29 protein-coding genes are annotated in these 24,098 nt (G+C 34.6%); 19 read left to right on the forward strand and 10 right to left on the reverse strand.

What is annotated here, in order from left to right; translation table 11 throughout:
- Positions 1-24: 24 nt before the first annotated feature.
- The 6 genes from MUA88_RS01610 to MUA88_RS01635 all read left to right on the forward strand — a co-directional run bounded on the left by MUA88_RS01610 (position 25) and on the right by MUA88_RS01635 (position 4,831).
- Positions 25-873 carry an ABC transporter substrate-binding protein gene (locus MUA88_RS01610; RefSeq protein ID WP_481906567.1) on the forward strand — a complete coding sequence of 283 codons (849 nt, stop codon included), beginning with the start codon at positions 25-27 and terminating at the stop codon, positions 871-873.
- Positions 866-1,828, forward strand: a complete 963-nt coding sequence (locus MUA88_RS01615) for a FecCD family ABC transporter permease (RefSeq protein WP_481906558.1) — start codon at positions 866-868, stop codon at positions 1,826-1,828. Before MUA88_RS01610 ends, MUA88_RS01615 begins: the two co-directional genes overlap by 8 nt.
- Before the next feature lie 43 nt (positions 1,829-1,871).
- On the forward strand, positions 1,872-2,588 hold the full coding sequence (locus tag MUA88_RS01620; RefSeq protein WP_262604417.1) for an HAD family hydrolase: 717 nt from the start codon (positions 1,872-1,874) through the stop codon (positions 2,586-2,588).
- On the forward strand, positions 2,575-3,375 hold the full coding sequence (locus MUA88_RS01625) for an alpha/beta fold hydrolase (RefSeq protein ID WP_262604418.1): 801 nt from the start codon (positions 2,575-2,577) through the stop codon (positions 3,373-3,375). The genes MUA88_RS01620 and MUA88_RS01625 overlap by 14 nt, the downstream gene beginning before the upstream one ends.
- Positions 3,376-3,469: 94 nt before the next feature.
- The gene (locus MUA88_RS01630; RefSeq protein ID WP_262604419.1) at positions 3,470-3,976 is read left to right on the forward strand and encodes an SA0570 family protein; all 507 of its coding nucleotides are present in this window, start codon (positions 3,470-3,472) and stop codon (positions 3,974-3,976) included.
- Positions 3,977-4,111: 135 nt separating this feature from the next.
- A complete protein-coding gene (locus tag MUA88_RS01635; protein WP_262604420.1) occupies positions 4,112-4,831 on the forward strand; it encodes a hypothetical protein in 720 nt (239 codons plus the stop codon).
- A 51-nt stretch (positions 4,832-4,882) separates the two neighbouring features.
- Here the strand turns inward: MUA88_RS01635 and sarA are convergent, their stop codons facing one another.
- From sarA to MUA88_RS01650, 3 genes are all read right to left on the reverse strand, one after another.
- Complete coding sequence (gene sarA / locus MUA88_RS01640; RefSeq protein ID WP_262604421.1) at positions 4,883-5,254, reverse strand: global transcriptional regulator SarA; 372 nt, start codon at positions 5,252-5,254, stop codon at positions 4,883-4,885.
- Between the two features lie 566 nt (positions 5,255-5,820).
- On the reverse strand, positions 5,821-6,684 hold the full coding sequence (locus tag MUA88_RS01645) for an HlyD family secretion protein (RefSeq protein ID WP_262605679.1): 864 nt from the start codon (positions 6,682-6,684) through the stop codon (positions 5,821-5,823).
- Positions 6,685-7,103: 419 nt separating this feature from the next.
- Positions 7,104-8,039 (reverse strand): DMT family transporter, encoded by a 936-nt coding sequence (locus MUA88_RS01650; RefSeq protein ID WP_262605680.1) that lies wholly within the window; start codon positions 8,037-8,039, stop codon positions 7,104-7,106.
- Between the two features lie 198 nt (positions 8,040-8,237).
- Here MUA88_RS01650 and MUA88_RS01655 point away from each other — a divergent pair, with 198 nt between their 5' ends.
- A complete protein-coding gene (locus MUA88_RS01655; protein WP_262604424.1) occupies positions 8,238-8,471 on the forward strand; it encodes a hypothetical protein in 234 nt (77 codons plus the stop codon).
- Between the two features lie 50 nt (positions 8,472-8,521).
- On the opposite strand, the gene MUA88_RS01660 is transcribed toward MUA88_RS01655, so the two are convergent.
- Both MUA88_RS01660 and sroA read right to left on the reverse strand, forming a co-directional pair.
- On the reverse strand, positions 8,522-8,737 hold the full coding sequence (locus MUA88_RS01660; protein ID WP_262604425.1) for a DUF2922 family protein: 216 nt from the start codon (positions 8,735-8,737) through the stop codon (positions 8,522-8,524).
- A gap of 13 nt (positions 8,738-8,750) precedes the next feature.
- A complete protein-coding gene (gene sroA / locus MUA88_RS01665; RefSeq protein ID WP_262604426.1) occupies positions 8,751-8,957 on the reverse strand; it encodes a sigS mRNA-stabilizing protein SroA in 207 nt (68 codons plus the stop codon).
- Between the two features lie 234 nt (positions 8,958-9,191).
- Between sroA and MUA88_RS01670 the strand changes: the two genes are divergently transcribed.
- The 8 genes from MUA88_RS01670 to MUA88_RS01705 are packed head-to-tail and all read left to right on the forward strand — an operon-like array spanning position 9,192 to position 15,589.
- Positions 9,192-9,743, forward strand: coding sequence for a tyrosine-type recombinase/integrase (locus MUA88_RS01670; protein ID WP_262604427.1), 552 nt, complete (start codon positions 9,192-9,194; stop codon positions 9,741-9,743).
- Between the two features lie 22 nt (positions 9,744-9,765).
- A complete protein-coding gene (locus MUA88_RS01675; RefSeq protein WP_262605681.1) occupies positions 9,766-12,147 on the forward strand; it encodes a DUF4040 family protein in 2,382 nt (793 codons plus the stop codon).
- Positions 12,134-12,559, forward strand: a complete 426-nt coding sequence (locus tag MUA88_RS01680) for a monovalent cation/H+ antiporter subunit B (protein ID WP_262604429.1) — start codon at positions 12,134-12,136, stop codon at positions 12,557-12,559. Before MUA88_RS01675 ends, MUA88_RS01680 begins: the two co-directional genes overlap by 14 nt.
- On the forward strand, positions 12,556-12,900 hold the full coding sequence (mnhC2, locus tag MUA88_RS01685; RefSeq protein WP_095115379.1) for a Na+/H+ antiporter Mnh2 subunit C: 345 nt from the start codon (positions 12,556-12,558) through the stop codon (positions 12,898-12,900). The genes MUA88_RS01680 and mnhC2 overlap by 4 nt, the downstream gene beginning before the upstream one ends.
- Positions 12,893-14,392, forward strand: a complete 1,500-nt coding sequence (locus MUA88_RS01690) for a Na+/H+ antiporter subunit D (protein WP_262605682.1) — start codon at positions 12,893-12,895, stop codon at positions 14,390-14,392. Before mnhC2 ends, MUA88_RS01690 begins: the two co-directional genes overlap by 8 nt.
- Positions 14,393-14,875: a Na+/H+ antiporter subunit E gene (locus MUA88_RS01695; protein WP_262604431.1), complete on the forward strand. Its 483-nt coding sequence runs from the start codon at positions 14,393-14,395 to the stop codon at positions 14,873-14,875.
- Positions 14,872-15,174 (forward strand): monovalent cation/H+ antiporter complex subunit F, encoded by a 303-nt coding sequence (locus MUA88_RS01700; RefSeq protein WP_262604432.1) that lies wholly within the window; start codon positions 14,872-14,874, stop codon positions 15,172-15,174. The genes MUA88_RS01695 and MUA88_RS01700 overlap by 4 nt, the downstream gene beginning before the upstream one ends.
- Positions 15,149-15,589 carry a Na+/H+ antiporter subunit G gene (locus MUA88_RS01705; protein ID WP_262604433.1) on the forward strand — a complete coding sequence of 147 codons (441 nt, stop codon included), beginning with the start codon at positions 15,149-15,151 and terminating at the stop codon, positions 15,587-15,589. The genes MUA88_RS01700 and MUA88_RS01705 overlap by 26 nt, the downstream gene beginning before the upstream one ends.
- A 54-nt stretch (positions 15,590-15,643) precedes the next feature.
- Here MUA88_RS01705 and mntC read toward each other — a convergent pair whose 3' ends face one another.
- Genes mntC through MUA88_RS01720 form a run of 3 tightly spaced genes read right to left on the reverse strand, consistent with a single transcriptional unit; the run spans position 15,644 to position 18,163 of the window.
- Complete coding sequence (gene mntC, locus MUA88_RS01710; protein ID WP_262604434.1) at positions 15,644-16,573, reverse strand: manganese ABC transporter substrate-binding lipoprotein MntC; 930 nt, start codon at positions 16,571-16,573, stop codon at positions 15,644-15,646.
- Positions 16,570-17,409: a metal ABC transporter permease gene (locus MUA88_RS01715; RefSeq protein WP_262604435.1), complete on the reverse strand. Its 840-nt coding sequence runs from the start codon at positions 17,407-17,409 to the stop codon at positions 16,570-16,572. The genes mntC and MUA88_RS01715 overlap by 4 nt, the downstream gene beginning before the upstream one ends.
- Positions 17,384-18,163, reverse strand: a complete 780-nt coding sequence (locus MUA88_RS01720) for a metal ABC transporter ATP-binding protein (RefSeq protein WP_262604436.1) — start codon at positions 18,161-18,163, stop codon at positions 17,384-17,386. The genes MUA88_RS01715 and MUA88_RS01720 overlap by 26 nt, the downstream gene beginning before the upstream one ends.
- A gap of 120 nt (positions 18,164-18,283) precedes the next feature.
- Between MUA88_RS01720 and MUA88_RS01725 the strand changes: the two genes are divergently transcribed.
- Positions 18,284-18,931, forward strand: coding sequence for a metal-dependent transcriptional regulator (locus MUA88_RS01725; protein WP_262604437.1), 648 nt, complete (start codon positions 18,284-18,286; stop codon positions 18,929-18,931).
- A gap of 106 nt (positions 18,932-19,037) precedes the next feature.
- Here the strand turns inward: MUA88_RS01725 and MUA88_RS01730 are convergent, their stop codons facing one another.
- A complete protein-coding gene (locus tag MUA88_RS01730; RefSeq protein WP_262604438.1) occupies positions 19,038-19,811 on the reverse strand; it encodes a M50 family metallopeptidase in 774 nt (257 codons plus the stop codon).
- 313 nt (positions 19,812-20,124) lie between these two features.
- Between MUA88_RS01730 and tarA the strand changes: the two genes are divergently transcribed.
- Positions 20,125-20,907 (forward strand): N-acetylglucosaminyldiphosphoundecaprenol N-acetyl-beta-D-mannosaminyltransferase TarA, encoded by a 783-nt coding sequence (tarA, locus tag MUA88_RS01735; protein ID WP_262604439.1) that lies wholly within the window; start codon positions 20,125-20,127, stop codon positions 20,905-20,907.
- A 71-nt stretch (positions 20,908-20,978) separates the two neighbouring features.
- On the opposite strand, the gene tagH is transcribed toward tarA, so the two are convergent.
- The gene (tagH, locus tag MUA88_RS01740) at positions 20,979-21,773 is read right to left on the reverse strand and encodes a teichoic acids export ABC transporter ATP-binding subunit TagH (RefSeq protein WP_262604440.1); all 795 of its coding nucleotides are present in this window, start codon (positions 21,771-21,773) and stop codon (positions 20,979-20,981) included.
- Between the two features lie 323 nt (positions 21,774-22,096).
- Here tagH and MUA88_RS01745 point away from each other — a divergent pair, with 323 nt between their 5' ends.
- Entirely contained in the window at positions 22,097-22,900 is an 804-nt protein-coding gene (locus MUA88_RS01745; protein ID WP_262604441.1) for an ABC transporter permease, read from the forward strand.
- Between the two features lie 78 nt (positions 22,901-22,978).
- Positions 22,979-24,076 (forward strand): teichoic acid glycerol-phosphate primase TarB, encoded by a 1,098-nt coding sequence (tarB, locus tag MUA88_RS01750; protein WP_262605683.1) that lies wholly within the window; start codon positions 22,979-22,981, stop codon positions 24,074-24,076.
- Positions 24,077-24,098: the final 22 nt, after the last annotated feature.

Raw genomic sequence — 24,098 nt, forward strand, 5'->3', positions numbered from 1 at the left:
AAAATTAAGCATATTGTATTATTAATGGTGATGATGCTTATATTAGCGGGGTGTAGTTTTAATGCACACCAGCCTGATGAAGGTGGTAAGTCATCTGGTAAAGAACCAAAGCGTATTATTTCTTTAATGCCTAGTAATACAGAAATCTTGTATGAGTTAGGTCTTGGTGACAAAGTAGTAGGGGTGTCTACAGTAGATGATTATCCAAAAGAAGTGAAAGATAAAGAACAATTTGATGCAATGAACTTAAATAAAGAAGCGCTCATCAAAGCCCAGCCAGATTTAATCGTTGCACACGAAACACAAAAAGCATCACAAGGAAAAGTATTAGAAAGCTTGAAGAAGAGCGGCATTCAAGTCGTATATATTAAGGATGCAAAATCGATTGATGAAATGTACCAAACATTTGAACAGGTTGGTAAAGTAACAGGTACTGAAAAAGAAGCACAAGTTCTTGTTAAAGAAACAAAAAAGAATATTAAAGAAGTCATCGATGGTATTCCTGAGAAAAAGACAGCACCAAAAGTCTTTGTTGAAATTGCATCTGAACCTGAAATATATACAACAGGTAATCATACATTCATGAATGATATGTTACGTCAGTTAAAAGCTGAAAATGTATTCGCTGATCAAGAAGGATGGCCAAAAGTTGATAAAGAACAAATCATCAAAAAGAATCCAGATGTAATGCTGACAACATCAGGTGTGACAACAGCTGACTATCAACAAGCAGTCTCACAACGTGGTGGCTTTGAAGAGGTAACAGCAGTGAAAAAAGAACGCATCAAAGCATTAAATGATGACCTGTTATCACGTCCTGGTCCACGTCTAGATGACGGAATGAAAAAATTGAGAGATGCAATTTATGAATAATCATAAGTGGAAAGGCTTCATAACCTTGAGTGTATGGAGCCTTTTTTTGATAGGTATTGTCGCATATGCATTGTTTAGTCAGTTAGATTGGCAGAGTGCGCTTACACCAACATTGATATGGCAAGTCAGATTGCCGAGAGTGTTATTGGCGCTATTAGCAGGTATGGGACTGACGTTGGCAGGTCAAATGTATCAACTGATTTTGAACAATCCTTTAGCAGATAGTTTTACACTAGGTTTAGCAAATGGAGCAACATTAGGTGCAGCCATTGCTATCTTTTCTGGACTGGCATTTATGTGGGTTGCGCCATTCGCAATTATTTTTGGTATCGTAACTTTATTTATTGTTATTAGTATTGCACAGTTATTAACATCAGGTTATCCAACGAAATCTTTAATATTATCTGGGATTATGATCGGTGCACTATTGAATGCTGCACTTTATTTGCTTGTACAATTAAATCCTAAGCGTCTGCAAAATATATTGGGTTATTTATTTGGTGGGTTTTCATCTGCAGAATATCGGGAAGTAATCTATGTACTAGTAACATTGATTATTGTAGTGATATGCTTATTTTTACTCACACCACAGATTAAGTTACTACAATTAAATACACTGTCTAGTGCAGCACTGGGACTCAATGTTCAACGACTTTCATTAACTGTATTAATGTTTGCGACAATCTTAGCGACAGTTATCATAGGATATGTAGGGGTGATTGGCTTTATTGGTATGGTTGTACCTCAATTTATTCAACGTACCATACATGCAAGTTTGTCATTTAAAATGCTTCTGAATCTCATTATTGGTGGGACTGTTATGGTATTAGCTGATGTATTAGGTGCACAAATATTATCACCAATACAATTGCCAGCAAGCATTGTATTAGCATTATTGGGGATTCCATTAATGTTTTATTTGATGATCGTTGAAGGACGAAAAACGATTGATTAGTATATAAGCATAGAATTTTTAAAGAAAGTGATGAGGTTAACAAATGAACACATCGCATATAAAAGCAATTATATTTGATTTAGAGGGGACATTGTTAGATCGTGAGAAGTCACGAGAGAAGTTCATAGAGGAACAATATGAACGATTTCATGATTATTTTGTACGTGTACAGTTTTCAGATTTCCGTAAAAAATTTATTGAATTAGATGATGATGAAGATCATGATAAGCCTGATCTATATAAAGAAATTCTTAAACAATTTAATGTCGATCGACTGAGTTGGAAGGATTTATTCAGGGACTTTGAGATGCATTTTTATCGTTATGTCTTTCCATTTCACGATACACATTATACGTTGAAAAAGCTTCATAAGGCCGGATATCGAATTGGTGTCATTGCAAACGGAAAATCAAAAATTAAACAATACCGCGTGTACGCATTAGGTATTGAAGATTATATTAACCATCTCTCCACATCTGAAAATGTAGGTTTTCGCAAGCCGCACCCACGTATTTATGAAGATATTATGGAAAAATTGGAAGTAACGCCACAAGAAGTCCTCTATGTAGGAGATGATGCCTTAAATGATGTTGCACCTGCACACGCACTAGAAATGATAAGTGTTTGGTATCGTCACGAACATCATGATGCGGAACTTGCACCGCTTGAGTCAGAAATGGATTATGAAATCACATCACTTGAACAATTATTAGAAATTTTAGAGGTGCCTAAGGAGGTAGATACGAATGAAATTATTTAGAACGTCTGATGGAACGGCTATTAATTATCGATCAATGGGGGACGGTTATCCAATTGTCATGATTCATTCTATTTATATGAATCACACAGTATTTGAAGACATTGCACAACGTTTATCAAGATATTTCCAAGTGATATTACTTGATATGCGTGGACATGGTTATTCAGATAAACCATTAAAAATTAGTTTTAATGACTTCAGCCAAGATATTAAGGAATTGAAGGATTATTTATATATTGAAAGTGCAACTGTGATTGCTAATGAATTAGGAAGTTCTATCGCATTGGATCTTGCTGCACGTCATCCTGAAATGGTAAAAGAATTAGTGCTGATTAATCCGACGGTACAAGACGACATATTACCTCATGACCGTTTGTTTAGAAAGTATGCTGCCAAAATACGTACATGGGATAAAAGTGAGCAAGAGAAGTTTTTAGAGAAACATTTGTATTATTCAAATGGAAAAGTGAGAAAGTTTTTGAAAGGTGTTAATGATTCAGCAGCTTTACTAACGGATTATGAAGCTGCAGCAGTGGACAACGCTTTTCTTAATACAAATGTTGAACTATTATTACCGAATATTCATACACGTACACTCGTTATTTCAGGTCAGGCCAATAAAAGGGTAACCTCTTTAGAAGCAAAAGATGTTGCAGATCAATTATCTTATGCTACATTTTCACTGTTTAAACGTTCAGGCGTTTATCCATTTGTGGAAGAAAAAGACCATTTTCTTAAAACAGTTAAAGACTTCATGCATAAAACAACAAAGAATATGGAATTGTAATACTTTTGTAATCTTACTGTTATTATTTTGACATTTAGGTTATACTGGGCATAGCAAGTTAGTTTAAACTGGAAGAAGAAGGAGTGTATGTTCCATGGGAAAACACTTGTGTGCCTGGGTTTTAACAATTTTAATGTTACTGACTTTTAACATTGTACCTGTTCATGCTTCAGAGGGAAACATGATTCAATCTGTTGAATCCTTACAAAAAGGGAAACGAGTTTTAGAAGGAGTTAAAATAGGGCAAGACATGAAAGACATTATCCGTAAAAAGGGTAAAGGAATTCATACGAGTGCTGCATTTGGTGATGAACAATATTATGAATATCATACAGAAAAAGGTTTACTGCGTATTACCGCAAATAATGATAAAGCTACAGCTAAAGTAATCTATGTATCAATGAGTTATGATGAACTTCAAGGACCTAGTTATGAAGAAGTCCAAAAATTTACGAGTGATACAGCGATTAAACGTGCACATTATAATAAAATAACAGGGAATACAGGATATATTTCGGATGGCAAAAATTCCTACCAATTTGCCACAGAACATCCAAATGATAAAGTTTTAAAATTATACCGTATAGATATAAAAGCATAGTGTATAAAGTAAAACTAAAAAATTATAGGTATTTTCAAGCTTTGAAGCTGATTTGGTGAGTCAGTAGATATACTCGGAATTTAATCGTTCTATATGGACTTTAAATTTCCCGCCTTTGAAAAATGGAGGCTTTTGATGAGAGAGAATGATCGTGAATTATTAAAGTACGTAGAAATGTATTTAACAGACCAAGGCGTTGCACCAAGAGTCATTGGTGATGTTAAAGAGAGTTTGAGAAAAGATATTCAAAAATCTGAAGAACAAAATATAGATTACACAGCTTATAGACAGAAATCTGTAGCTGAAATTCTTTTGACGATACAAAAGAATTTATTTATTATGCATTTTAATCCTGTGGTCTTTTTTGTGATTAATTTTATTATGATTGCTTATTTGTATCATAAGCAACTTGTCCCATTCGGAGCAGTTACAGGTTTATTTATTTTATATATGCTCGTTATTCTACCTATATCTGCACTTATATATCTGAGAATAAAACATAAAAATTATTTATATCATAATATGTCTGAGCGCTATTTGGGATTATTTCTTGCAGTAGCATCATTTGTACTCATTCTAATGCATACATTTGATATGACATTAGGTATTCATGTTGTCACGCAATATCCGCATATAGCAGTTGCTATGATAGGGATGGTCATCACAGTATACGGATTGTCCCGTCGTCATTATGAATATACAGGGATTGGTCTACTATTTTTACAAAAAACGATTGATATCATTGTGCCAGACTCACAAATTGCACAATATATATCGATTGCATTATGGATTATGTTACTTGTAATGATCATTATTTATACAATTGATTTATCATCTAATAAAGATAAGAATTGAACATAAAATGGCATATATTGGTGGAAAGTCCATCAATATATGCCATTTTTCTTAATTTGGTTTAATATTTGCTTCTTTAATTTTTGTGTTCACTTGATCTAAAAGTGTATCAATTTTTTTACGCTGATTATCATCAACTAAAATAATTACAGTACGCTCATCATGTTCGTTACGTCTTTTACTAAAGTAACCATCCTGAGAGAGGTTCTTAACCGCTTTTACTACTTGTGGTTGCTTATAATTAAGATTTTTGATGATATCTTTTAAGAAATACTCAGCTTCAATTTTATGACTTAAATGAGTTAATACTGCAAATTCTTCAAATGTCATATGGAATTCTTTTTTAATCATAGTTTTTAATTTATCCGCATAAGTTACCATGGATAAAAGTTCAAAACAATTTTTAATTTTTGATACAGTCATTGCAATAGCCTCCTAAATAATACATCGCTAAAAATAATTCACTTATATCATTGAGTGTGCACATAGTATGCAAACTGTCGTCGCATCACATTGTGTGAAAAGGTTATCTCTGTCTCCCTTGACTTAGGTGGCTAAAGATTCAAAGTGTTCAAACCTTGTATTACTTCAGCAGTCCAACATGTGAATGTAATAGTCTGCGCTGATATACATGACTTGCATATTATGGCAGGTTAACTTTGCTTACTTTCAAAATATATATTCAATAAAATAGTAAGTATTATTATATAAAATTAAATATATATCATGATAGAGCGTGTCCGGTAAAAGTATCTGTTATTTTACTTATTGAAAATGAATGTAAGAAAATGTGCTTAGTAATGAAAGAGGTATTGGTCTGAAAGAATTTAGGTGAAAAATCTATATAACAAATTTGAATGCAGACAAATTGTTATATTCATACCAGCATATGCGTGTGACTACAATAACAATGGGAAACAGTTGTGATAAAAATACTGGGTAGGTGGGTGGATTGACTACTTGATTTTTAAGGCTGTTTCGCTAGGATTTCATACAATTTTCTCACCAGCAAATATTCCACTTTTAATTATAAGTTGCTTATTCATTCTATCATAATTTATTATACGTTTAACATATTTCCCATTTTTATGAATTACAACATAATTTTTATGCAATAAAATATCAGAAGGAAAAATCATTTTTGGAGTACCTAAATAAACTGTAAATTTTGAACCGATAGGATAATGTTTATCTATCTTAATATAAGCATGATAATACAGATTTTGTTTATCTGAAATAGAGGTGTTAGAAGGTTCTAGCATAGCAGTAATGTGCCCTTTGACGATTTGATGTGTACCAATGTGTTCTAATTTGACAGTGTGATTATGTGCCAATTTTGTATAAATTTCTTCAGGTAAATTTAATATAATAGATTGTGTTTTTGATTGTATTTCTAATATTATTGAATCTTTTTTTGAAGGTACAATTTCATGCAAACGCACGATTCCTTGGATAGGTGATTGTATCGTTGTATAGAGTTGAGACTTTAATTTAACGAGTTCACGTAATCCGGTGAAAGCTTGTTGTGTATTCGAAAATTGCTTGGTAATACTAGATAGCGCATTTATTTCTGGGATGATAAGTGGATTGTAGTATGTGAGGACAGAGGATTCTTTAGAAATAGATTGGCCATCTTTAACGTGGATATCTTGAATTTGACCATATTTTGGTTGATAACGGATAAGATAGTAATAGTCTGATTGCACAATACCTGTTGTTTGATATGGGTATGAAAACTTGGCTTCTATCGTCTGGATAGGAGGATTTTTTATATGCCACCAAATATAGAAAGGAATACAAAAGAGTATTAGGAGTGTAGCGCAAATAAGCGTGTATTTTAAGGATCGATTCATTATAAACACCTCGTTTTTAGTTTGTTTACGACCATTATTATACAAACTGTTAACGAATAGGCAAGTTTTGATTTGTGAATATTTGAAAGACATAAATAGCCATTTTTTAATTTACACATTACAAGAATATTTGGATGATAACAGTTCGTACCACGAGGTTGAAACATAATAAATGTATATGCTGAGAAACCGAATGTCAGCGTACAAGGAGCAGGACTTTCGACAGAATAGGAAGCACTACAGAAAAATATAAAAGTTTTGTTATAATGCCCCTGTAAAGGTGATTAGGGATGTGACAAGTCTTAAAAGACACAGGCGCATGTCAATCAACTACTACATGCAATTTGACAACATCAAAAGCGATATTACTCATTGGGCAGATTCTGCTTAAATCCTAACCCCTCCTTTCACAGCCTTGTTTAGGGAGCAAAATGAATGATTACAACGGCAAATAAAATAATGATGAGTCCCATGATGCGTTGTGGACTTATTTTACGTGATGGGATTCCCAATAATCCAAAGTGATCAATTATAAGACTGGCAAGAATTTGTCCTATCATCGTTGCGACTAATGTGTAAGTTACGCCGATATATGCGGTTAAAATAATGATTGTTGTGACAAATAAAACACCTAATGCGCCTCCGATAAAATACCACCATCTCAGTGAACCATATTCTTTGTGGATACGTTTAATACGGAATTTTCTATGACATATGGCAGTAATCATAAATAATGTGATTGTACCGACAGTGAATGAGATTAAGGCTGCTAAAAAGGGAGAATTCACGTTTTGACCTAATGCACTATTCGTAGCAGCTTGTATAGGAGGCGCACAGCCAAATAATAATCCAGCAACAATCCATAAAATAAGTGAATCATTAGATTGTTTTAGCATGGTGTGACGCCTCTGTATATTCATTAGAACAATTCCAAAAAGAAGCAGACATAACCCCAATGCTTTAATAAATGTAAAAGGTTGTGGAGAGATATGGAACCAACCAAAAGTATCTATCAAGCATCCCATCATGATTTGCCCTGTAATTGTTGAGATAACTGTCAATGAAGCCCCGATTTTAGGTAATAAGAGTAAATTGCCTGTTAAAAAGAGTACGCCCATGATGCCACCAATGAACCATGTTTCATCTATAGTGAGTGTCTGCCAATAATTTATTGAGAGAATATGTGGAGATAAACTAACGATGAGTATCATTAAACACAACGTACCAACAAAAAATGATATGGTAGAGGCATAGAATGTAGACTGTGTATAATAGCTAAGTCTAGTGTTGATAGAAGTTTGAAAAGGGATCACGGCTCCTGCAACTAAACCTAACAATATTAGTGAAAAAAGCATATTTATTCACCTTTGATAGATATGATTGAATAGCCTTATTATACTATTAATTCAAAAATATGTAACAAAACTTTGTCTTGTAAGATATCATGTGGACTGATATGCTTTGACAAGTATCAAAAATAAGTAAATAAGTTAACGGAGCCAAGGTAATTTCTAATATAGAATCTGAAGTGATTAATAAGTGTGGTGATAAAGATGATGCAACATGAAGTCGTACGGGTATTAAATGATCAAATGTTTTTTGTGAATGTTAAAAGTGAATCGGAATTAGGAATAGGTTATTATGTAGAAGTACTTAATGCTGCTAAGTCGTATAAAACATTAGCACGAGTAATAGAAGTTTATGATAAATATGCAATATGTGAAAAATTAGGCAGACGTAAAGTGTTTTACGGGGATGAAGTACGTTTTCGACCACGATATGATTAATAAAAAAGCGCAGCGGAGCACGATAGGTGCTTCGTTGCGCTTTTATCAATTTAGAAGAGAATTGTAACAGTTTTGTCGATAAGTTGTGCTGTTTTAGCATGTGTAACTTGTAAGCTCGGTGTTGATAAAATATTTAATTTTGCAATGTTTTCAGCTTGTGATGATACGACTTCTTTCACTATCTTTTGCTGGATATTTGCCAAAGAGAGACGGACGGGCTTTTGCTGAACTGTATCAAATGTGATATCTAAAGTTTTGTTGTTCATGAAATAATCTCCTTTACATATTAATAGTAGATGTTTTGACGACTTCAACTTGGTCATATTTTTCTCCGGTTAAAGTCTCAATGATTGAAGCAAAGCTACGTAAATCGTCGTTATTTGCATCTGGATTTAATTGATTAATTTTACGCGTTGTTTTACTTACTTTTCCTTCTGAAGTGATGATGTTCTGTGTCAAAATGAGTGAAATTTGTTTTGTATTCATATGTTTGACCTCCTTTCACTTTATATATCGAAACAAATAATAGAATAGGGACAAAAAATGTTGGAAATCGTACAAATAGGTGTAAACGCATACATGACTTGACGACAAGTATTTTGTGAATTGAGCTGTCATAAAATAGAAAAATTTTAAAAAGAATACAAGAATAAATTCTTTAATGTAACATAAATATATTATATGATTATATATGAAACATATATGTTGGGGGTGAATGTGATGAAATGTGTAGATCCAATTAAAAATCATGAAGATATAAAAAGAATGTATGCTTTCTTAAAAGCACAGTCACAAAGAGATTATTTACTGTTTAAATTTGCGATACATACGGGTATAAAACTGAATGAATTACTCAATTTGACTGTTTTAGATGTGTTGCAAGGAAAGCATGCAATGATTACACATTGGGACGTTTGTTGTTCCCAAGAGATTCGTGTTGTCTTGCCAGAAGTGCTAAGGCAAGAGTTGATGGATTACATTGAAACTGAAGGGCTGGCATTTGAGGATCTATTGTTCCAATCTAAAAGAACTAAAAAGGGCTTAAGTCGTCAACAAGCGTATCGTATTGTACATTCAGCAGCCCAAGAATTAGGTATCCCCCATGTTGGATTAACAACCTTACGTAAAACATTTGCTTATCATACATATCGTTCAGGTGTGTCTATTTCAATTATTCAAAAATATTTAGGACATCAAACAGCACAAGAAACGAGAAAGTTTATTGGCGTATCTAAAGAGGATGCCCATACGAATATTGTGCTTAATTTATAAAAAATAATAAGGAGGCATCTTTATGCTGATTGGCTTACTCATTTCATTATTAGTAGTTATGTTACTTTTACTCATAATGATGAAATGGCAAACGAAGCAATTACCAGGCTATATTGCATTAATTGCACCGTTGATTGCTTCAGGGGTTTTTCTATACCATATTCCCAAAGTGTTGAACCAGCACTATGTAACTGAAATATATCAATGGTTGCCAGCGTATGACATTAACTTAGTGCTACGGTTAGATGGTTTAAGTTTGTTCTTCGGGCTACTTATTTCTCTGATTGGTGTGGCAGTATTTTTCTATGCAACACAGTATCTATCTTATGAACATGATGATTTACCTCGATTTTTTACCTATCTTATCTTGTTTATGTTCAGTATAATCGGAATTGTCTTATCAAATAATACAATCATATTGTATGTTTTCTGGGAATTGACGAGTGTTTCTTCATTTCTACTCATCAGTTACTGGTATGACCGTACAGAAAGCCAAAAGGGCGCCATGACATCATTTATGGTAACGGTTCTAGGCGGTTTGGCAATGTTTGTTGGTTTTATGATGTTGTATGTTGTTACAGGAACGAACACAATCACTAAACAGATTGCGATGCGTGAAGAAATTGCAACACATCCACTATTTATTCCAATTATTGTGATGCTATTATTAGGTGCTTTTACAAAGTCAGCACAATTTCCATTTCATTTTTGGTTGCCAAGAGCGATGGCAGCACCGACACCTGTCAGTGCCTATCTACATTCAGCAACAATGGTTAAAGCAGGTATTTTCCTATTAATGCGCTTTACACCTATTTTAGGATATAGCGACTTTTATACGTATAGTGTGACTTTTGTTGGTTTAATTACCATGATTTATGGATCATATACAGCCATTCGTCAAAGTGATTTAAAAGGAATTCTTGCATATTCAACGATTAGTCAGCTCGGTATGATTATGTCCATGGTGGGTCTTGGTGGAGGTATTGCAAAAGCAACGGACAGTGTGATGCTTGAAGCGTATGCTTATATTTTATTTGCTGCCATCTTCCATTTATTTAATCATGCACTATTCAAAGCAACACTTTTTATGGGCGTTGGGTTGATTGATCATGAAATGGGAACACGTGATATTCGTTATTTAGGTGGTTTACGTCGCTATCTCCCATTAACAATGATAGCGATGTTTGCAGCCTCATTATCAATGGCGGGTGTACCACTTTTAAATGGTTTTATCAGTAAAGAAATGTTTTTTGAGGGCTTAATTCATGCGAATGAATTATCAGCATTTAACTCAATTTTAACATTTATCATTGTGAGTATTGGTTTTATCGCCAGTATTTTCACCTTCATCTACGCTTTAAATATGATTAAAGTCACGTTCTTTGGCAAAGCACAGAGCAAACAACATGTACATGAACCCAAATTATTTATTTTACCAGCGGTGGTATTAGCACTGTTATTACCCATTGTGTTTATCGTACCGGATTGGGTTGGAACGAACTTGATTCAGCCAGCGTTTTCAAGTGTCGTAGTAAATGAAGAAACAGCGACCTTGGCACCACATCTTGCAATTTGGCACGGTTTTAATGCACCGTTGATGATGAGTTTAATCATTATTGTAGTAGGGACATTCATTGTATTACGTGTTGATTTGAAGAAATACTTGATTGTTGAACCGAAAAAATGGACGATTCCAAAGCTACTTGAACGTTCTGGTCAGTCTCTTGAAACCCACTCTGGTTGGGGACTGCGTACATTAATGAACAATCGATTGAATTATTATATTGTCATTACGTTTGTTTTTTACTTTGCGATTAATCTATACGGTTTATATCGTGTGGGAGTACCAGAGTTGTATCGCATTGATGTGACAGATTATCATCTGTTTCACGTATTACTGTTGTTGACGATTATTCTTATCGGAATTGCATTGATTTTTATCCGTCAGCGTTTAACGATGGTCATTTTAACAGGGGGTATTGGATATGCTGTCGCATTGTTCTTTATCTTAATGCGTGCACCAGACTTAGCACTTACACAACTTGTAACAGAGACGATTACGACAGTACTCTTTATTGTAAGTTTTTCACGACTTCCAAATATTCCACGTGGTCAGTTTGATTTGAAACGTGAAACGGTAAAAATTACTATCTCACTGATGACAGCACTCACAGTCGTTGGACTTGTTTTCATGATTCAACAAGCAGATGCACTAGAGACAATCTCTGTATACTATCATGATGCTTATGAAAAATCTGGTGGTAAAAATATTGTAAATGCTATTCTGGGTGACTTCCGAGCACTTGATACGATGGCAGAAGGCATTGTGCTTGTTATTGCTGGTTTCGGTATTTATACATTACTAAACTTTAAAGATAGGAGAGGTCAAGATGAAAGAGAATGATTTAGTATTAAGAACCGTAACGCATGTTGTTGTATTTATCATTTTAACGTTTGGCCTCTATCTATTCTTTGCGGGTCATAATAATCCTGGTGGTGGTTTTATTGCCGGATTAGTACTGAGCTCGGCATTTATTTTAATGTTTTTAGCTTATGATGTGGCCCAAGTTTTAGAGGCACTACCGATTGACTTCCGTCTTTTAAGTCTTGTCGGAGCATTAATATCCATCGGTACGGCGGTTGCACCTGTATTTTTTGGTAAGAATATTCTATATCAGCATGATTGGTATGTAGACTTCCCATATTTTGGAGAGGTACACTTATCAACAATTACGCTATTTGAATTTGGTATTTTACTTATCGTTGTCGGTACAGTTGTGACAACAATTTTATCATTGAGTGGAGGGCGATCATGAATATTATTTTACTTATCGTTATTGGCTTTTTAGTATTCATTGGTACTTATATGGTGCTCTCTCGTAATTTGATACGAATTGTGATTGGTATTGCGATTTATACGTATGCCGGCAACATTATTATCATGAGTATGGGTGAGTATACTGTTGATAAAAAAGAACCATTGATTGTGTCAGGATATGAGAATTATGTGGATCCACTGTTACAAGCGATTGTATTAACGGCAATTGTTATCGGCTTTGCGATTACCGCATTTCTACTCGTACTGGTATACCGTACTTTTAAAGTAACGAAAGAACATGAGATTGATGTGTTAACGCGAGGTGAAGACGATGAATGATAACTTATTAGCCTTACCACTTCTCTTACCACTTGTTGGGGCATTACTCGTTGGTATGTTCAATAAACAAGTGAAACTAGCACGTCGTTTTTCATTGCTCATATTGTTTTCTGGCTTTATTGTATCGCTTTACATGCTTATCTATGTGATGCGCTATAAACCGATCGTATTGGACTTCTCAGGTTGGCCAGCGCCATTTGGTATTCAATATGTTGGAGATGCTTTAAGTTTATTACTTGTAACGACCACTTTCTTTGTTGTCTGGTCCATTGTTATGTTTGGATTTGGTCGTGGTGAAAAGCGTGCGAGTCGTTATTACTTGCCAACATTTATCCTCTTTCTAACGACAGGAGTTATTGGGTCGTTTTTAACGTCTGATGTATTCCATCTTTACGTGATGTTTGAGATTATGCTTCTCGCATCATTTGTATTAGTAACACTGGGGCAATCCGTTGAACAATTGCGTGCAAGCATTATCTATGTCGTACTGAACGTCATTGGATCATGGATATTTCTCGTTGGTATTAGCTTATTGTATCGACAAGTTGGGACGTTAAACTTTACACACATTGCGATACGTATTCAAGAAATGGATGATCCCACAGCTATTCATTTAGTCGCAATGTCATTCATTGTTGCTTTTGGATCTAAGGCAGTACTGGTACTATTCATGTGGCTTCCTAAAGCATATGCCGTATTAAATACCGAACTTGCAGCATTGTTTGCATCACTCATGACAAAAGTAGGTGCCTATGCACTGATTCGTTTCTTCACATTAATTTTTAACCAAAGCGGAAATGTTGTTGAACCATTGCTTGTCTTTATGGTATGTATCACGATGGTCATTGGAGCCGTCGGAACAATCGCGTATAAAGATATTAAAAAAATAGCAGCATACCAAGTCATTTTATCTATCGGTTTTGTGATCTTTGGTCTAGGAACAAATACAGTTGAAGGGATTAATGGTGCGATCTTCTATCTGATGAATGATATGGTAGTAAAAGCCCTTTTATTCTTAGTCATTGGGATTATTGTTTATACAACAGGATATCGCCAATATCGTCATTTGAAAGGTTTAGCTAAAAAAGAACCATGGCTTGGTGTTGCTTTTGTCGTTGTAACATTAGCGATTGGTGGGGTACCACCATTTAGTGGATTTCCCGGGAAATTATTAATTTTCCTTGGTGCTGTTGAACATCAACATTATATTGGACTTACGTTGATGATTATCACAAGTTTAGTTGCAATGTTTAGCCTTTTCCGTGTTTTCTTCCATATGTATACTGGTAACGATGTAAAAGGCGCGGTTATTGAATATAAACCAATCAAGCCTGTAAGAAAACATATTATTATGTTTTTAACAGTTGTGACGCTACTACTTGGTTTGATGGCACCACCTATTATTCAAGTGACGGATTTAGCTACAAAGATGAATATGGATGTACAAATGTATGAAAAAATGGTCAATCCGGACTTACGAGGGGGTCATTAGATGAGACAAATTGGTTTGAATATGATGATCGCTATTTTATGGGTACTATTTCAAGATGAAGATGCCTTTCGTTTTCCTACATTTTTCTTTGGCTATTTAATTGGTTTAATTATCATTTATTTATTGCATAAGTTCTTCGGGCAAGAATTTTATCCGAAAAAAATCTGGGTATCATTTAAATTTTTGATGATTTATTTGTATCAATTGTTTACATCAACATTTTCGATTGCAAACTACGTCTTGTTTCGAACAAATAAAATGGCTCCTGGCCTTGTCCGTTATGAAACAAAACTCGAATCAGATTGGGCCATTACCTTCTTGACAATTATGATTATTATTACGCCAGGATCAACAATCATCCGGGTGAATAGAGATCCGAATCTATTTTTAATTCATGCGATTGATTTAACAGATAAAGAGCGTAAAAGTTTATTGAAGAGTATCAAACAATATGAAGCACTTATTTTGGAGGTGACGAAATGATTTCAGCATGGACAGAATTTTTCTTAACAGCTGCTCTCGTACTATTTGCTGTATCTCTTGTTGTAGCATTATTTCGTCTCATTAAAGGACCTACTACTGCAGATAGGGTCGTTGCCTTCGATGCAATCAGTGCGATTGTCATGTGTATTGTAGGGGTACTGAGCTTATTGTTTAATACTGTCTCATTCTTAGATTCAGTACTTTTAATTGCGATTATTTCGTTCCTAAGTTCCATAACGATTTCTCGCTTTATTGAAGGGGGGAATGTGTTTAATGGCAACAATAAACGAAATCATTAAGTTATTTGCAGCCATTATGGTATTTGGAGGCAGCTTGATCGCGCTGATTAGTGCGATTGGTGTAGTACGATTTAGAGATGTCTTTTTACGCATTCATGCCGCAACAAAAGCATCAACAGCAGCCGTACTATTAACATTAGTAGGGGTATTTATTTACTTTATCTTCTCCCAAGGGTATGTGGGTGTACGAACATTATTAGCATTGGTGTTTATTAATATTACATCGCCAGTAGGGGGGCACCTTGTATCACGTGCGGCTTATCGCACAGGTGCATATATGTATCAGAAAGATGCGAACACAGGAGATGCTGACCTAAATCAAGATGATATTGATGAAGAACAGAAACGTCAAATACGTATTGAAAAGCGTGCAAAACGACGTAAAAAGATCTATTCAAGACTCGATAAAGAATAGTTATATAAAAGTAGCGTCCTTCAATGAATGACATTGGAAGACGCTACTTTTATATTATTTGTTGTTTTGAACCATGCTTTGGTGAATGGTATCAATGTTACTTTCCATCATTTTATAATACGAATCACCATCGCTACCTTTTTTACCAATAGAATCTGTATAAACAGTACCAAAGATTTCGGCATTTGTTTCTTCGCCGAGACTCTTCATACTTTTATCACTAACACTTGTTTCAAGAAGTAAGTTTTTGATGTGGTGTTGTTTCACAAAATCAATGGCTTGTTTCATTTGTTGTGGTGTTCCTTGGTTTTCTGTATTGATTTCCCAAATGTAACCAGGTGTGATGTCATATTGTTGTGCGAAGTATTTAAATGCACCTTCACTTGTGATCATCGCACGTTGATTTTTAGGGATGTCTTGGAACTTATCCTGACTCTTTTCACTGAGTGTTTCTAATTTTTTGATATATGCATCGCCTTGTTTTTTGTAATCATCTTTATGGGCGTCATCTGATTTGATGAGTGCTTGTTGAATATTTTTAGCGTATTGAATCCCATTTTTAATACTCAACCAAGCATGTGGGTCAATCATTTCTTCAGATTTATCGCCTTGTTTTAAATAGATTGGTTTCACAGATTTAGAGGCACGTACAACAGATGCATCATCAAGTGACTTATCAGCTTGTTTTAATGCTTTTTCAAACCAACCGTTTCCACTTTCTAGATTGAAACCATTATAGACAACGACATCAGCATCCGTTAACGCTTGAATGTCTTTTGGTTTTACTTCATATTCGTGTGGGTCTTGACCGACTGGGACGATACTGTGTACTTCTGCTTTATCACCAGCAATATTTTTAACCATATCCGCTAAAATAGAGTTTGTTGCGACAACTTTCACCTTATCGTGTGATTGATTACTGTTAAAACTACATGCAGTTAATACGAGTGCGATAATACATAACGTAAGTATTCTTTTAATCATGTTGTTTGATACGCTCCTTTATGATGAGATTGAATGAGTTTTGCAAAAATAAATGTGATGGCATACAGCAATGTTGCAATAAGCACAATCACTGCACCACTTGGCAAATTAAATTTAAAGCTTAAATAAATACCTAATGTGGCACTGATCACACTAAAAAGAGAAGATGTCAGCATCATTGTTGAAAGCTTATTCGTAATAAGATAAGCAGTTGATGCGGGTGTCACAAGCAGTGCAACAACGAGAATGACACCTACTGTTTGGACGCTTGCGACAATGACAAGTGCTAATAAAAGCATGACAAAGTAGTGCAGCAATTTAGTATTTAATCCACTCATTCGACTGAAAACAGGGTCGAGTGTTGAAATTTTGAGTGGACGATATAAGATGACGATGAGTGATAAGACAATCACACTCACAAATAAAGTTGTATAAAATGCAGATTGTGTAATTGCCAAAATGTTACCAAATAATATGTGATATAAATCTGTTGCACTGTGAATCAAACTTATTAGAATGATCCCTGATGCTAAAAAGGCAGTAAATGTAATACCAATGGCAGCATCTTTTTTAGTTTTAGAACTGTCAGAAATATATCCAATTAACACACTACTCAACATGCCTGTAATGAGTGCACCAATGAACATTGGAATGTTGAATAGAAAAGAGAGCGCGACACCTGGTAACACAGCATGACTCATCGCATCACCCATTAGTGATAAGCCACGAAGGATGATAATACATCCGACAACACCACATACGATGCCAACAAGTACAGCAGTCAACATAGCACGTGATAGAAATTGATACTCAAAGAGATGTTGGATGAATGACATGTTGTTCTGACTCCTTTCTATGATGTGCATGGTCTTCTGAGTTTGCTAGTGATTGCTGACTCAAAAATACAGTTTCAATATGTTCAGGCTTTAATGCTTCAGAACTTTCACCGAAAAATTGTACTGATTGATTAAGCAGTAAGATACGGTCAAAGTATTGAGAAGCGGTTGCCAAATCATGATGTACAATTAAGATGAGTTTCCCTTCTTGCTTAAGTGTTTCGAGTTTCTCCAATATAATGGCTTCACTTTTAAAATCAATACCGACAAAAGGCTCGTCTAACAGGTAGACTTGGCTTTCTGACATGAGTGCACGTGCAATAAAAATACGTTGTAGTTGTCCACCACTCAGTGTGTTTAACGCACGTTTACGCAATTCATAGAGTGATAATTCGTGCAGAAGTGCATCTCTACGTTGTTTCATTCTTTTAGGTATACGTTTAAACCAGCCGGTATCCTGATAACAGCCAGAGAGCACTAAATCTTCCACATTAATTGGGAAGTCTAAATCAAGCTGAGACTTTTGTGGAATATATGTAATATCAGTTAAACATTGCTTTACTGGCTGCTGATTTAGTGTGATGGAACCATTTGCAGGGAGTTCACCAATCATTGACTTAATAAGAGAGGACTTCCCACTTCCATTCGGGCCCATAATCCCAATCATTTCACCGTGAAGGGGGAGTTCTAATGAAATATTCTTTAAAATATGTTTGCGCCCTAAATATAAATCTAAATTTTCTATTGAAAGCATTTTAACACCTTCTTAATAAAACTTTAGGTAACCCTAACTATTTAATATTATATACTGAAAATTACTAATGTCAATTCATTTCGTGATACAATGTAAGTAATCTTTACAAGAGGTGAAAGTATGTTAACGGAAGAAAAGGAAGACTATCTGAAGGCAATCTTAGGTCACGATGGTGTGAAAACATACGTATCGAACAAGACCCTCTCTCAGTTTTTAAATATTAAGCCCCCTTCAGTGAGTGAGATGGTAGGACGTTTAGAAAAAGAAGGATATGTAGAAACGAAACCATACAAAGGTGTGAAGTTATCACCGGTGGGTTTGCGTTATACATTGGATGTTATTAAACGTCATCGATTGATAGAATTGTTTTTAATAGAGGTTTTAGGCTATACATGGGAAGAAGTACATGCAGAAGCAGAAGTGTTAGAGCATCGTGTGTCTCCCTTATTTGTAGATCGATTAGATGCATTATTAAATTACCCAGAAACATGTCCACATGGTGGGGTGATTCCAAGAGATGAATCATATGAAGAATATTATCGCACGTCACTTTTAGAATATGATGAGGGCGATGTTGTTGTCATTCGCCGCGTGCGTGATAAAACAGACTTACTTGTGTACTTATCGAGTAAGGGGATGTCTATTGGTGATACAGTTACGATTAAGCGAAAAGATGAGATTAATCAAATGTTAGAAATTCAGAGCCGAGAAGAAACCGTTATTTTAAGCTATCATAATGCAACGGTTATTTTTGGAGAGAAGGAATAAAGTAAAAGCGTACTAAGTTGAGACAAAATCTTGCGTTTAGAATACCATTTAACGGTTTCTCAATGCAGGAATTGATGAAGTCTCAGTTTCAGTACGCTTTTTTGTGTTATATCAGAATCAGCGAGAGGGTATAGGGACCTGTAAAGAGTTGATCGAATAAAAAGTATATACTTGCACCATTTAATAATATCCATAATGAAGAAAATACAAAGGTTGGCACATGTGTAATATTTCGCAATGCGGTACCATCCCAATTAGGTTGCGGACGTGCAAAAGTGAGTTGTGCAATCGTAATGGATGATTGAATGACTTCACCCAACAACGTACCAAGTAACCAATGATAAACGAGTAGATATATCAATGAATAATTATGTAGGTTTTCAGATTGTAGACCGAGATAGACAATAAGACAAAGAAAGGCGATTATCATCATAGGTGCGACTTTTCTGGATGTTACAAACGTAAAGTATAAAAAGATAGCAACATATAAAAGAATAAATATAACACCTTGACCTTTGCTTTGCATAATCAAGCCAATACTGAGCATAAGTGGTGGCATAATATAACCACCAATTGTCGTAAAAATTTGACCAATTCGACTTTTACTTTGTGTGACAGCATATCCCTGTTGCCCGGTTTCTTGACGTTCTCTACGTGTCATCACAACAACGAAATCTAAAACACGGCCACCACTTAATCGATTAAAAAGTACATGTCCGAATTCATGCGTAAGCACAGGGATGTAATTGAATGCAATGTTAAGTGCCGATAGAATAGGATGGCTTCGATAATAGTAACTTAATAAGTACAGTCCTGTAATCATACAGAGTAGAAAAATAGATATTGGAATAGGTGAAATCAGCCATGGTTGTTCACTCATAGTTAATAATCCTTTCTATAGTGTCATTTAATATAGAGTATAATGTACATGATGCAGATATTCTACGGTCCTCAGTCTTATATTAGGCGTTGAAATATCGTGTTCGCTTCGTTAGGGATGTAGAGATACGTACCATAGCAGTGGGCGCTTGAAACTGAAAGACGTTTTGTAAAACGACTAATCCCATTCTCCTATTATGGTATAAAAGTATAGCATAGAAGTAGGAATTTTAAGGATAGAGATGAATTTGATGGTATTACGTGATAAAGTGAAATAAATATTAAATGAAAAATAGGTGAAAGGAGCTTTGATGATGAATACATCTAAACCTTCAAACAATCATGCATATTCCTTGATAAAACAGCATGGACAAGTGAATGTTTTAGGATTTATGTTTGATAATGTAACGATGACAAACATGTATGAAGTGATTAAAGCATATAGTAAGGCAGAAACTAAGCATAATTTGTTTGTTGTCACAGCAAATCCCGAAATTATTCATTATGCTTCGGAAACACCATCATATAGAAATGTGATACAGCAGGCTGATTACATCATTCCAGATGGCACGGGTATTGTAAAAGCGGCAAAAATACTGGGGACGCCTTTGAAAGAACGTGTTCCAGGTATAGAAGTGATGGAAACTTGTTTGCAGATTGCTGATAAAGAAGAAAAGCGTGTATTTTTATTAGGGGCAACGGATGAAGTGATTACGAAAGCAGTAAGAAATATTCAAACACAATATCCAAATAGTGTTGTTGCTGGACACCATGGCTTCTTTAAAATAGATGATATCACAGTGGTAAATGAAATACGTGATTTTCAACCGGACTTTATTTTTGTGGGGATGGGTTATCCAAGACAAGAACAATGGATTGCACAACATCGTGATGCCTTTGAACATACTTTTATGATGGGTGTCGGCGGATCTATCGATGTGTTTAGTGGTACAGTGAAACGAGCGCCACTCATATGGAGAAAACTCAATTTAGAGTGGCTTTATCGTAGCTTTAAGGATATCAAACGAATCCATAGACTCAAACGAATTCCGAAATTTATTATGGCAGTTTTTAAACAGAAAATAGCGCATAGATAATAATGTATTAAAGTTAAAATGAGAGAAATACAAAATAAAGGCCATGAAATACACTTCATGGCCTTTAATTGTTATTTAATTTCAAAGCGATTAGCATCAAGTTGTTGTCTGAACGCTTTTTGTTCTTTGGCTGACTTCTTTTTAAAGTCTTTGAGAAATGCCTCGTATTGTGGAAGTATTTCTTCTACAGTACCAATCGATTTAAGACGTCCAGCTTCAATCCAAGCAATTTTATTACAAAAATCTCGAACTTGTCCTAAATTGTGGCTAACAAAAAAGATCGTTTTATCTGCTTCTTTAAATTCATATATTTTTTTTAAACTTTTTTGTGTGAATGTTTGGTCACCAACGGATAATGCTTCATCAATGACAAGTATTTCAGGGTCTACGGTAACACTAATTGAAAAACCAAGTTTTGATCGCATCCCACTTGAATATTTTTTAACCGGCTGGTAAATAAATTCGCCCAGTTCGCTGAATTCAATGATTTTAGGTGTCAGTTCTTTAATTTGTTTTTTACTGAATCCCATGCATAACATTTTAAATTCAATATTTTCAATCCCTGTTAAATTCCCGTTAAGACCGGCATTAATTGCAATCACGTTGACATCACCATTACGTGTTACTGTACCCTTTGTAGCAGAAAGTGAGCCACCAATAATGTTGCTCAAAGTTGACTTGCCAGATCCATTAATACCGACAAGACCGATAACGTCACCGGCATATGCTTCAAACGATATATCATTTAATGCGTAGAAAGTGTTGTTTTTGTGTTTTGGTAGCAGGGCATCTTTAATACGTTCTTTATTATTACGATATATGCGATATTCTTTTGTAATATGGTCAATTGTAACGGTTGGTTTCATGTCTTTACAGTCCTTACGTTAAATTTATATGGAAATTTATGAGTTTTACTTTCACATACTTATGTATATAGATTATAATATATTATTAAGTGGATATTCAATTTGAGAGTAGATAACGCTTAAAAGATTTTGCTTCTTATCTTTATACGACTGATTATAATTTAAAAAGTTTATAAAATCATATTGTCACTTTGATTAATATGTGCTCCCTGTTTCTTGTGATAGGTAGTATATTCATATAAAGAATACATGACGATACGATGTTTGTACAGTTGTTAGAGTAACTGCAATATCATGCGTATCAAATGAAAGCGTGGTAAATAATGAATTCCGTAGCGATAGTGTTAAAAGAACATTTAAAGAGCTTTTATTTAATTCAAAGATTAGCGCAATTCCAATTGAAGATAACAAACCATAACAACTATTTAGGCTTAGCTTGGGAAATGATTAATCCAATTATTCAAATTGCAGTGTATTGGTTTGTGTTTGGTTTTGGAATCCGTAGCAATAGTGCCATTGACGGTATACCATTTATTTATTGGTTACTTGTGGGGATTAGTATGTGGTTCTTCATAAATCAAGGCGTATTGGAAGGAACGAAGTCGATCAATACGAAATATAAACAAGTGGCAAAGATGAATTTTCCGCTTTCTATCATTCCAACGTATATTGTGACGAGTAAACTATATGGGCACTTAATATTAGTATTCGCCATTGTTCTACTTTGTACTGTGTCAGGTGTTAAACCGTCTATTTATATTATCCAGTTATTGGTCTATATTCCTTTTGCATATTTATTTGCAACATCTGTCACATTGTTAACATCAACATTAGCGGTATTAGTACGCGATACACAAATGGCGATGCAAGCAATACTTCGTGTTTTGTTTTATGCATCACCTATTTTATGGGTACCGGAACCTGGATCATTACCAGAAAAGATAATGATGTTCAACCCTATTTATTTTATTGCGGAAAGTTATCGTGCTGCAATTCTCTTTAAAGAGTGGTATTTCATTACGCATTGGGAGTTAGCGCTATATAATGTATTTGTAGTATTGTTATTCTTTATAGTTGGTTCAATGATGCATGTACGTTATAGAGACTATTTTGCTGATTTTATGTAATATTGAATAAGAAGCCTTCAGTACACGAAAATGTATTGAAGGCAATTTTTATATGAAATATATAATGAGGTGTAATATATGTTACGAGCTGTGATAAAAAAGGGATATCTGAGTCTAGTCACTTTAATACAAGGGTTGGTCAAACAACAAAAGGTCCAAGATCAACATATTGTTGTAATGATGACATTTAAAGAAGATTTACTACCTGTTATTGAAGCATTAATAGCACGAGGCTATAAGGTAACTGTTATAGCAAAAGACATACATTTTCAAACTTTAAAGGATAATAAAAGGGTAAAATGTGAATTAATGAGTCATCGAAATTTATATCGCCAAATCCAAGTGCTTCGCTCAGCCAAAGTGATTTTCATTGATACATATTATCATTTATTTGGAGCATATAAGAAGCAGCCGAATCAAACAATCATCCAAACTTGGCATGCGGCAGGTGCTTTAAAAAATTTTGGTTTAGAAGATCATTCAGTTAATTTGAATCATCACAAAGAAGTGGCACAACATCAAGCTGTTTATCATGCGGTAGATAAGTATTTGATTGGTTCTACACAAATGGGGGACTGTTTTAAACGATCATTTGGTATACAAGATCAACAGCTACTTAAGTGTGGGTTACCGCGTCTAAGTCACTACTTAAACAGAGATGTTCAAGAAGAACAACAACGTCTAAAAGGTCAGCTGGGAATAGAGGGAAAGGTTGCGGTTTACTTACCAACTTATCGTGAAGAAGGACAAATAAACCATATCATTGATCAGCAAGCGTTTAAAGATGCATTGCCAGAATTTACATTGCTAAGTAATTACCATCCAGCAGTTGAAGCACCTGAGAACAGTCATCGTATCTCATTAAGTACTCCAGAATTATTGATATTAGCTGATGTCATCATTACAGACTATAGTTCACTGGCCATTGAAGCCAGTGTAATCGGAAAACCTTCTATTTTTTATGTATATGATGAGAAGATTTATGAACGTATGAGAGGCTTAAATAGCTATTATTATCAAATTCCTGATAACTATAAAGTGTATGAGGAAGATGAATTATATGAACGTATTAAATCAACACATCTCAAATTGCTATTTGATGATTGGCATACATTTAATACAAAAGATAGTGTAGAAAAGTTGATGGATTATGTAGATGAAGTGGTATACCAGTAACAGTGATGTTTGAGTGGTGGGA

This window comes from Staphylococcus sp. IVB6240 (assembly GCF_025558425.1).
Classification (GTDB): domain Bacteria; phylum Bacillota; class Bacilli; order Staphylococcales; family Staphylococcaceae; genus Staphylococcus.

Coding starts and splice junctions, on each gene's coding strand:
- MUA88_RS01655 (WP_262604424.1), top strand. CDS start 8,238: ATGATGCAACATGAAGTCGTACGGGTATTAAATGATCAAATGTTTTTT.
- MUA88_RS01645 (WP_262605679.1), bottom strand. CDS start 6,684: ATGAATCGATCCTTAAAATACACGCTTATTTGCGCTACACTCCTAATA.
- sarA (WP_262604421.1), bottom strand. CDS start 5,254: ATGACTGTATCAAAAATTAAAAATTGTTTTGAACTTTTATCCATGGTA.
- MUA88_RS01720 (WP_262604436.1), bottom strand. CDS start 18,163: ATGCTTTCAATAGAAAATTTAGATTTATATTTAGGGCGCAAACATATT.
- MUA88_RS01615 (WP_481906558.1), top strand. CDS start 866: ATGAATAATCATAAGTGGAAAGGCTTCATAACCTTGAGTGTATGGAGC.
- MUA88_RS01670 (WP_262604427.1), top strand. CDS start 9,192: ATGAAATGTGTAGATCCAATTAAAAATCATGAAGATATAAAAAGAATG.
- mnhC2 (WP_095115379.1), top strand. CDS start 12,556: ATGAATATTATTTTACTTATCGTTATTGGCTTTTTAGTATTCATTGGT.
- MUA88_RS01620 (WP_262604417.1), top strand. CDS start 1,872: ATGAACACATCGCATATAAAAGCAATTATATTTGATTTAGAGGGGACA.
- MUA88_RS01625 (WP_262604418.1), top strand. CDS start 2,575: ATGAAATTATTTAGAACGTCTGATGGAACGGCTATTAATTATCGATCA.
- MUA88_RS01660 (WP_262604425.1), bottom strand. CDS start 8,737: ATGAACAACAAAACTTTAGATATCACATTTGATACAGTTCAGCAAAAG.
- mntC (WP_262604434.1), bottom strand. CDS start 16,573: ATGATTAAAAGAATACTTACGTTATGTATTATCGCACTCGTATTAACT.
- tarB (WP_262605683.1), top strand. CDS start 22,979: ATGTTACGAGCTGTGATAAAAAAGGGATATCTGAGTCTAGTCACTTTA.
- MUA88_RS01680 (WP_262604429.1), top strand. CDS start 12,134: ATGAAAGAGAATGATTTAGTATTAAGAACCGTAACGCATGTTGTTGTA.
- MUA88_RS01700 (WP_262604432.1), top strand. CDS start 14,872: ATGATTTCAGCATGGACAGAATTTTTCTTAACAGCTGCTCTCGTACTA.
- tagH (WP_262604440.1), bottom strand. CDS start 21,773: ATGAAACCAACCGTTACAATTGACCATATTACAAAAGAATATCGCATA.
- MUA88_RS01635 (WP_262604420.1), top strand. CDS start 4,112: ATGAGAGAGAATGATCGTGAATTATTAAAGTACGTAGAAATGTATTTA.
- MUA88_RS01715 (WP_262604435.1), bottom strand. CDS start 17,409: ATGTCATTCATCCAACATCTCTTTGAGTATCAATTTCTATCACGTGCT.
- MUA88_RS01745 (WP_262604441.1), top strand. CDS start 22,097: ATGAATTCCGTAGCGATAGTGTTAAAAGAACATTTAAAGAGCTTTTAT.
- MUA88_RS01690 (WP_262605682.1), top strand. CDS start 12,893: ATGAATGATAACTTATTAGCCTTACCACTTCTCTTACCACTTGTTGGG.
- MUA88_RS01725 (WP_262604437.1), top strand. CDS start 18,284: ATGTTAACGGAAGAAAAGGAAGACTATCTGAAGGCAATCTTAGGTCAC.
- MUA88_RS01650 (WP_262605680.1), bottom strand. CDS start 8,039: ATGCTTTTTTCACTAATATTGTTAGGTTTAGTTGCAGGAGCCGTGATC.
- sroA (WP_262604426.1), bottom strand. CDS start 8,957: ATGAATACAAAACAAATTTCACTCATTTTGACACAGAACATCATCACT.
- tarA (WP_262604439.1), top strand. CDS start 20,125: ATGAATACATCTAAACCTTCAAACAATCATGCATATTCCTTGATAAAA.
- MUA88_RS01630 (WP_262604419.1), top strand. CDS start 3,470: ATGGGAAAACACTTGTGTGCCTGGGTTTTAACAATTTTAATGTTACTG.
- MUA88_RS01675 (WP_262605681.1), top strand. CDS start 9,766: ATGCTGATTGGCTTACTCATTTCATTATTAGTAGTTATGTTACTTTTA.
- MUA88_RS01695 (WP_262604431.1), top strand. CDS start 14,393: ATGAGACAAATTGGTTTGAATATGATGATCGCTATTTTATGGGTACTA.
- MUA88_RS01730 (WP_262604438.1), bottom strand. CDS start 19,811: ATGAGTGAACAACCATGGCTGATTTCACCTATTCCAATATCTATTTTT.
- MUA88_RS01705 (WP_262604433.1), top strand. CDS start 15,149: ATGGCAACAATAAACGAAATCATTAAGTTATTTGCAGCCATTATGGTA.
- MUA88_RS01610 (WP_481906567.1), top strand. CDS start 25: ATGGTGATGATGCTTATATTAGCGGGGTGTAGTTTTAATGCACACCAG.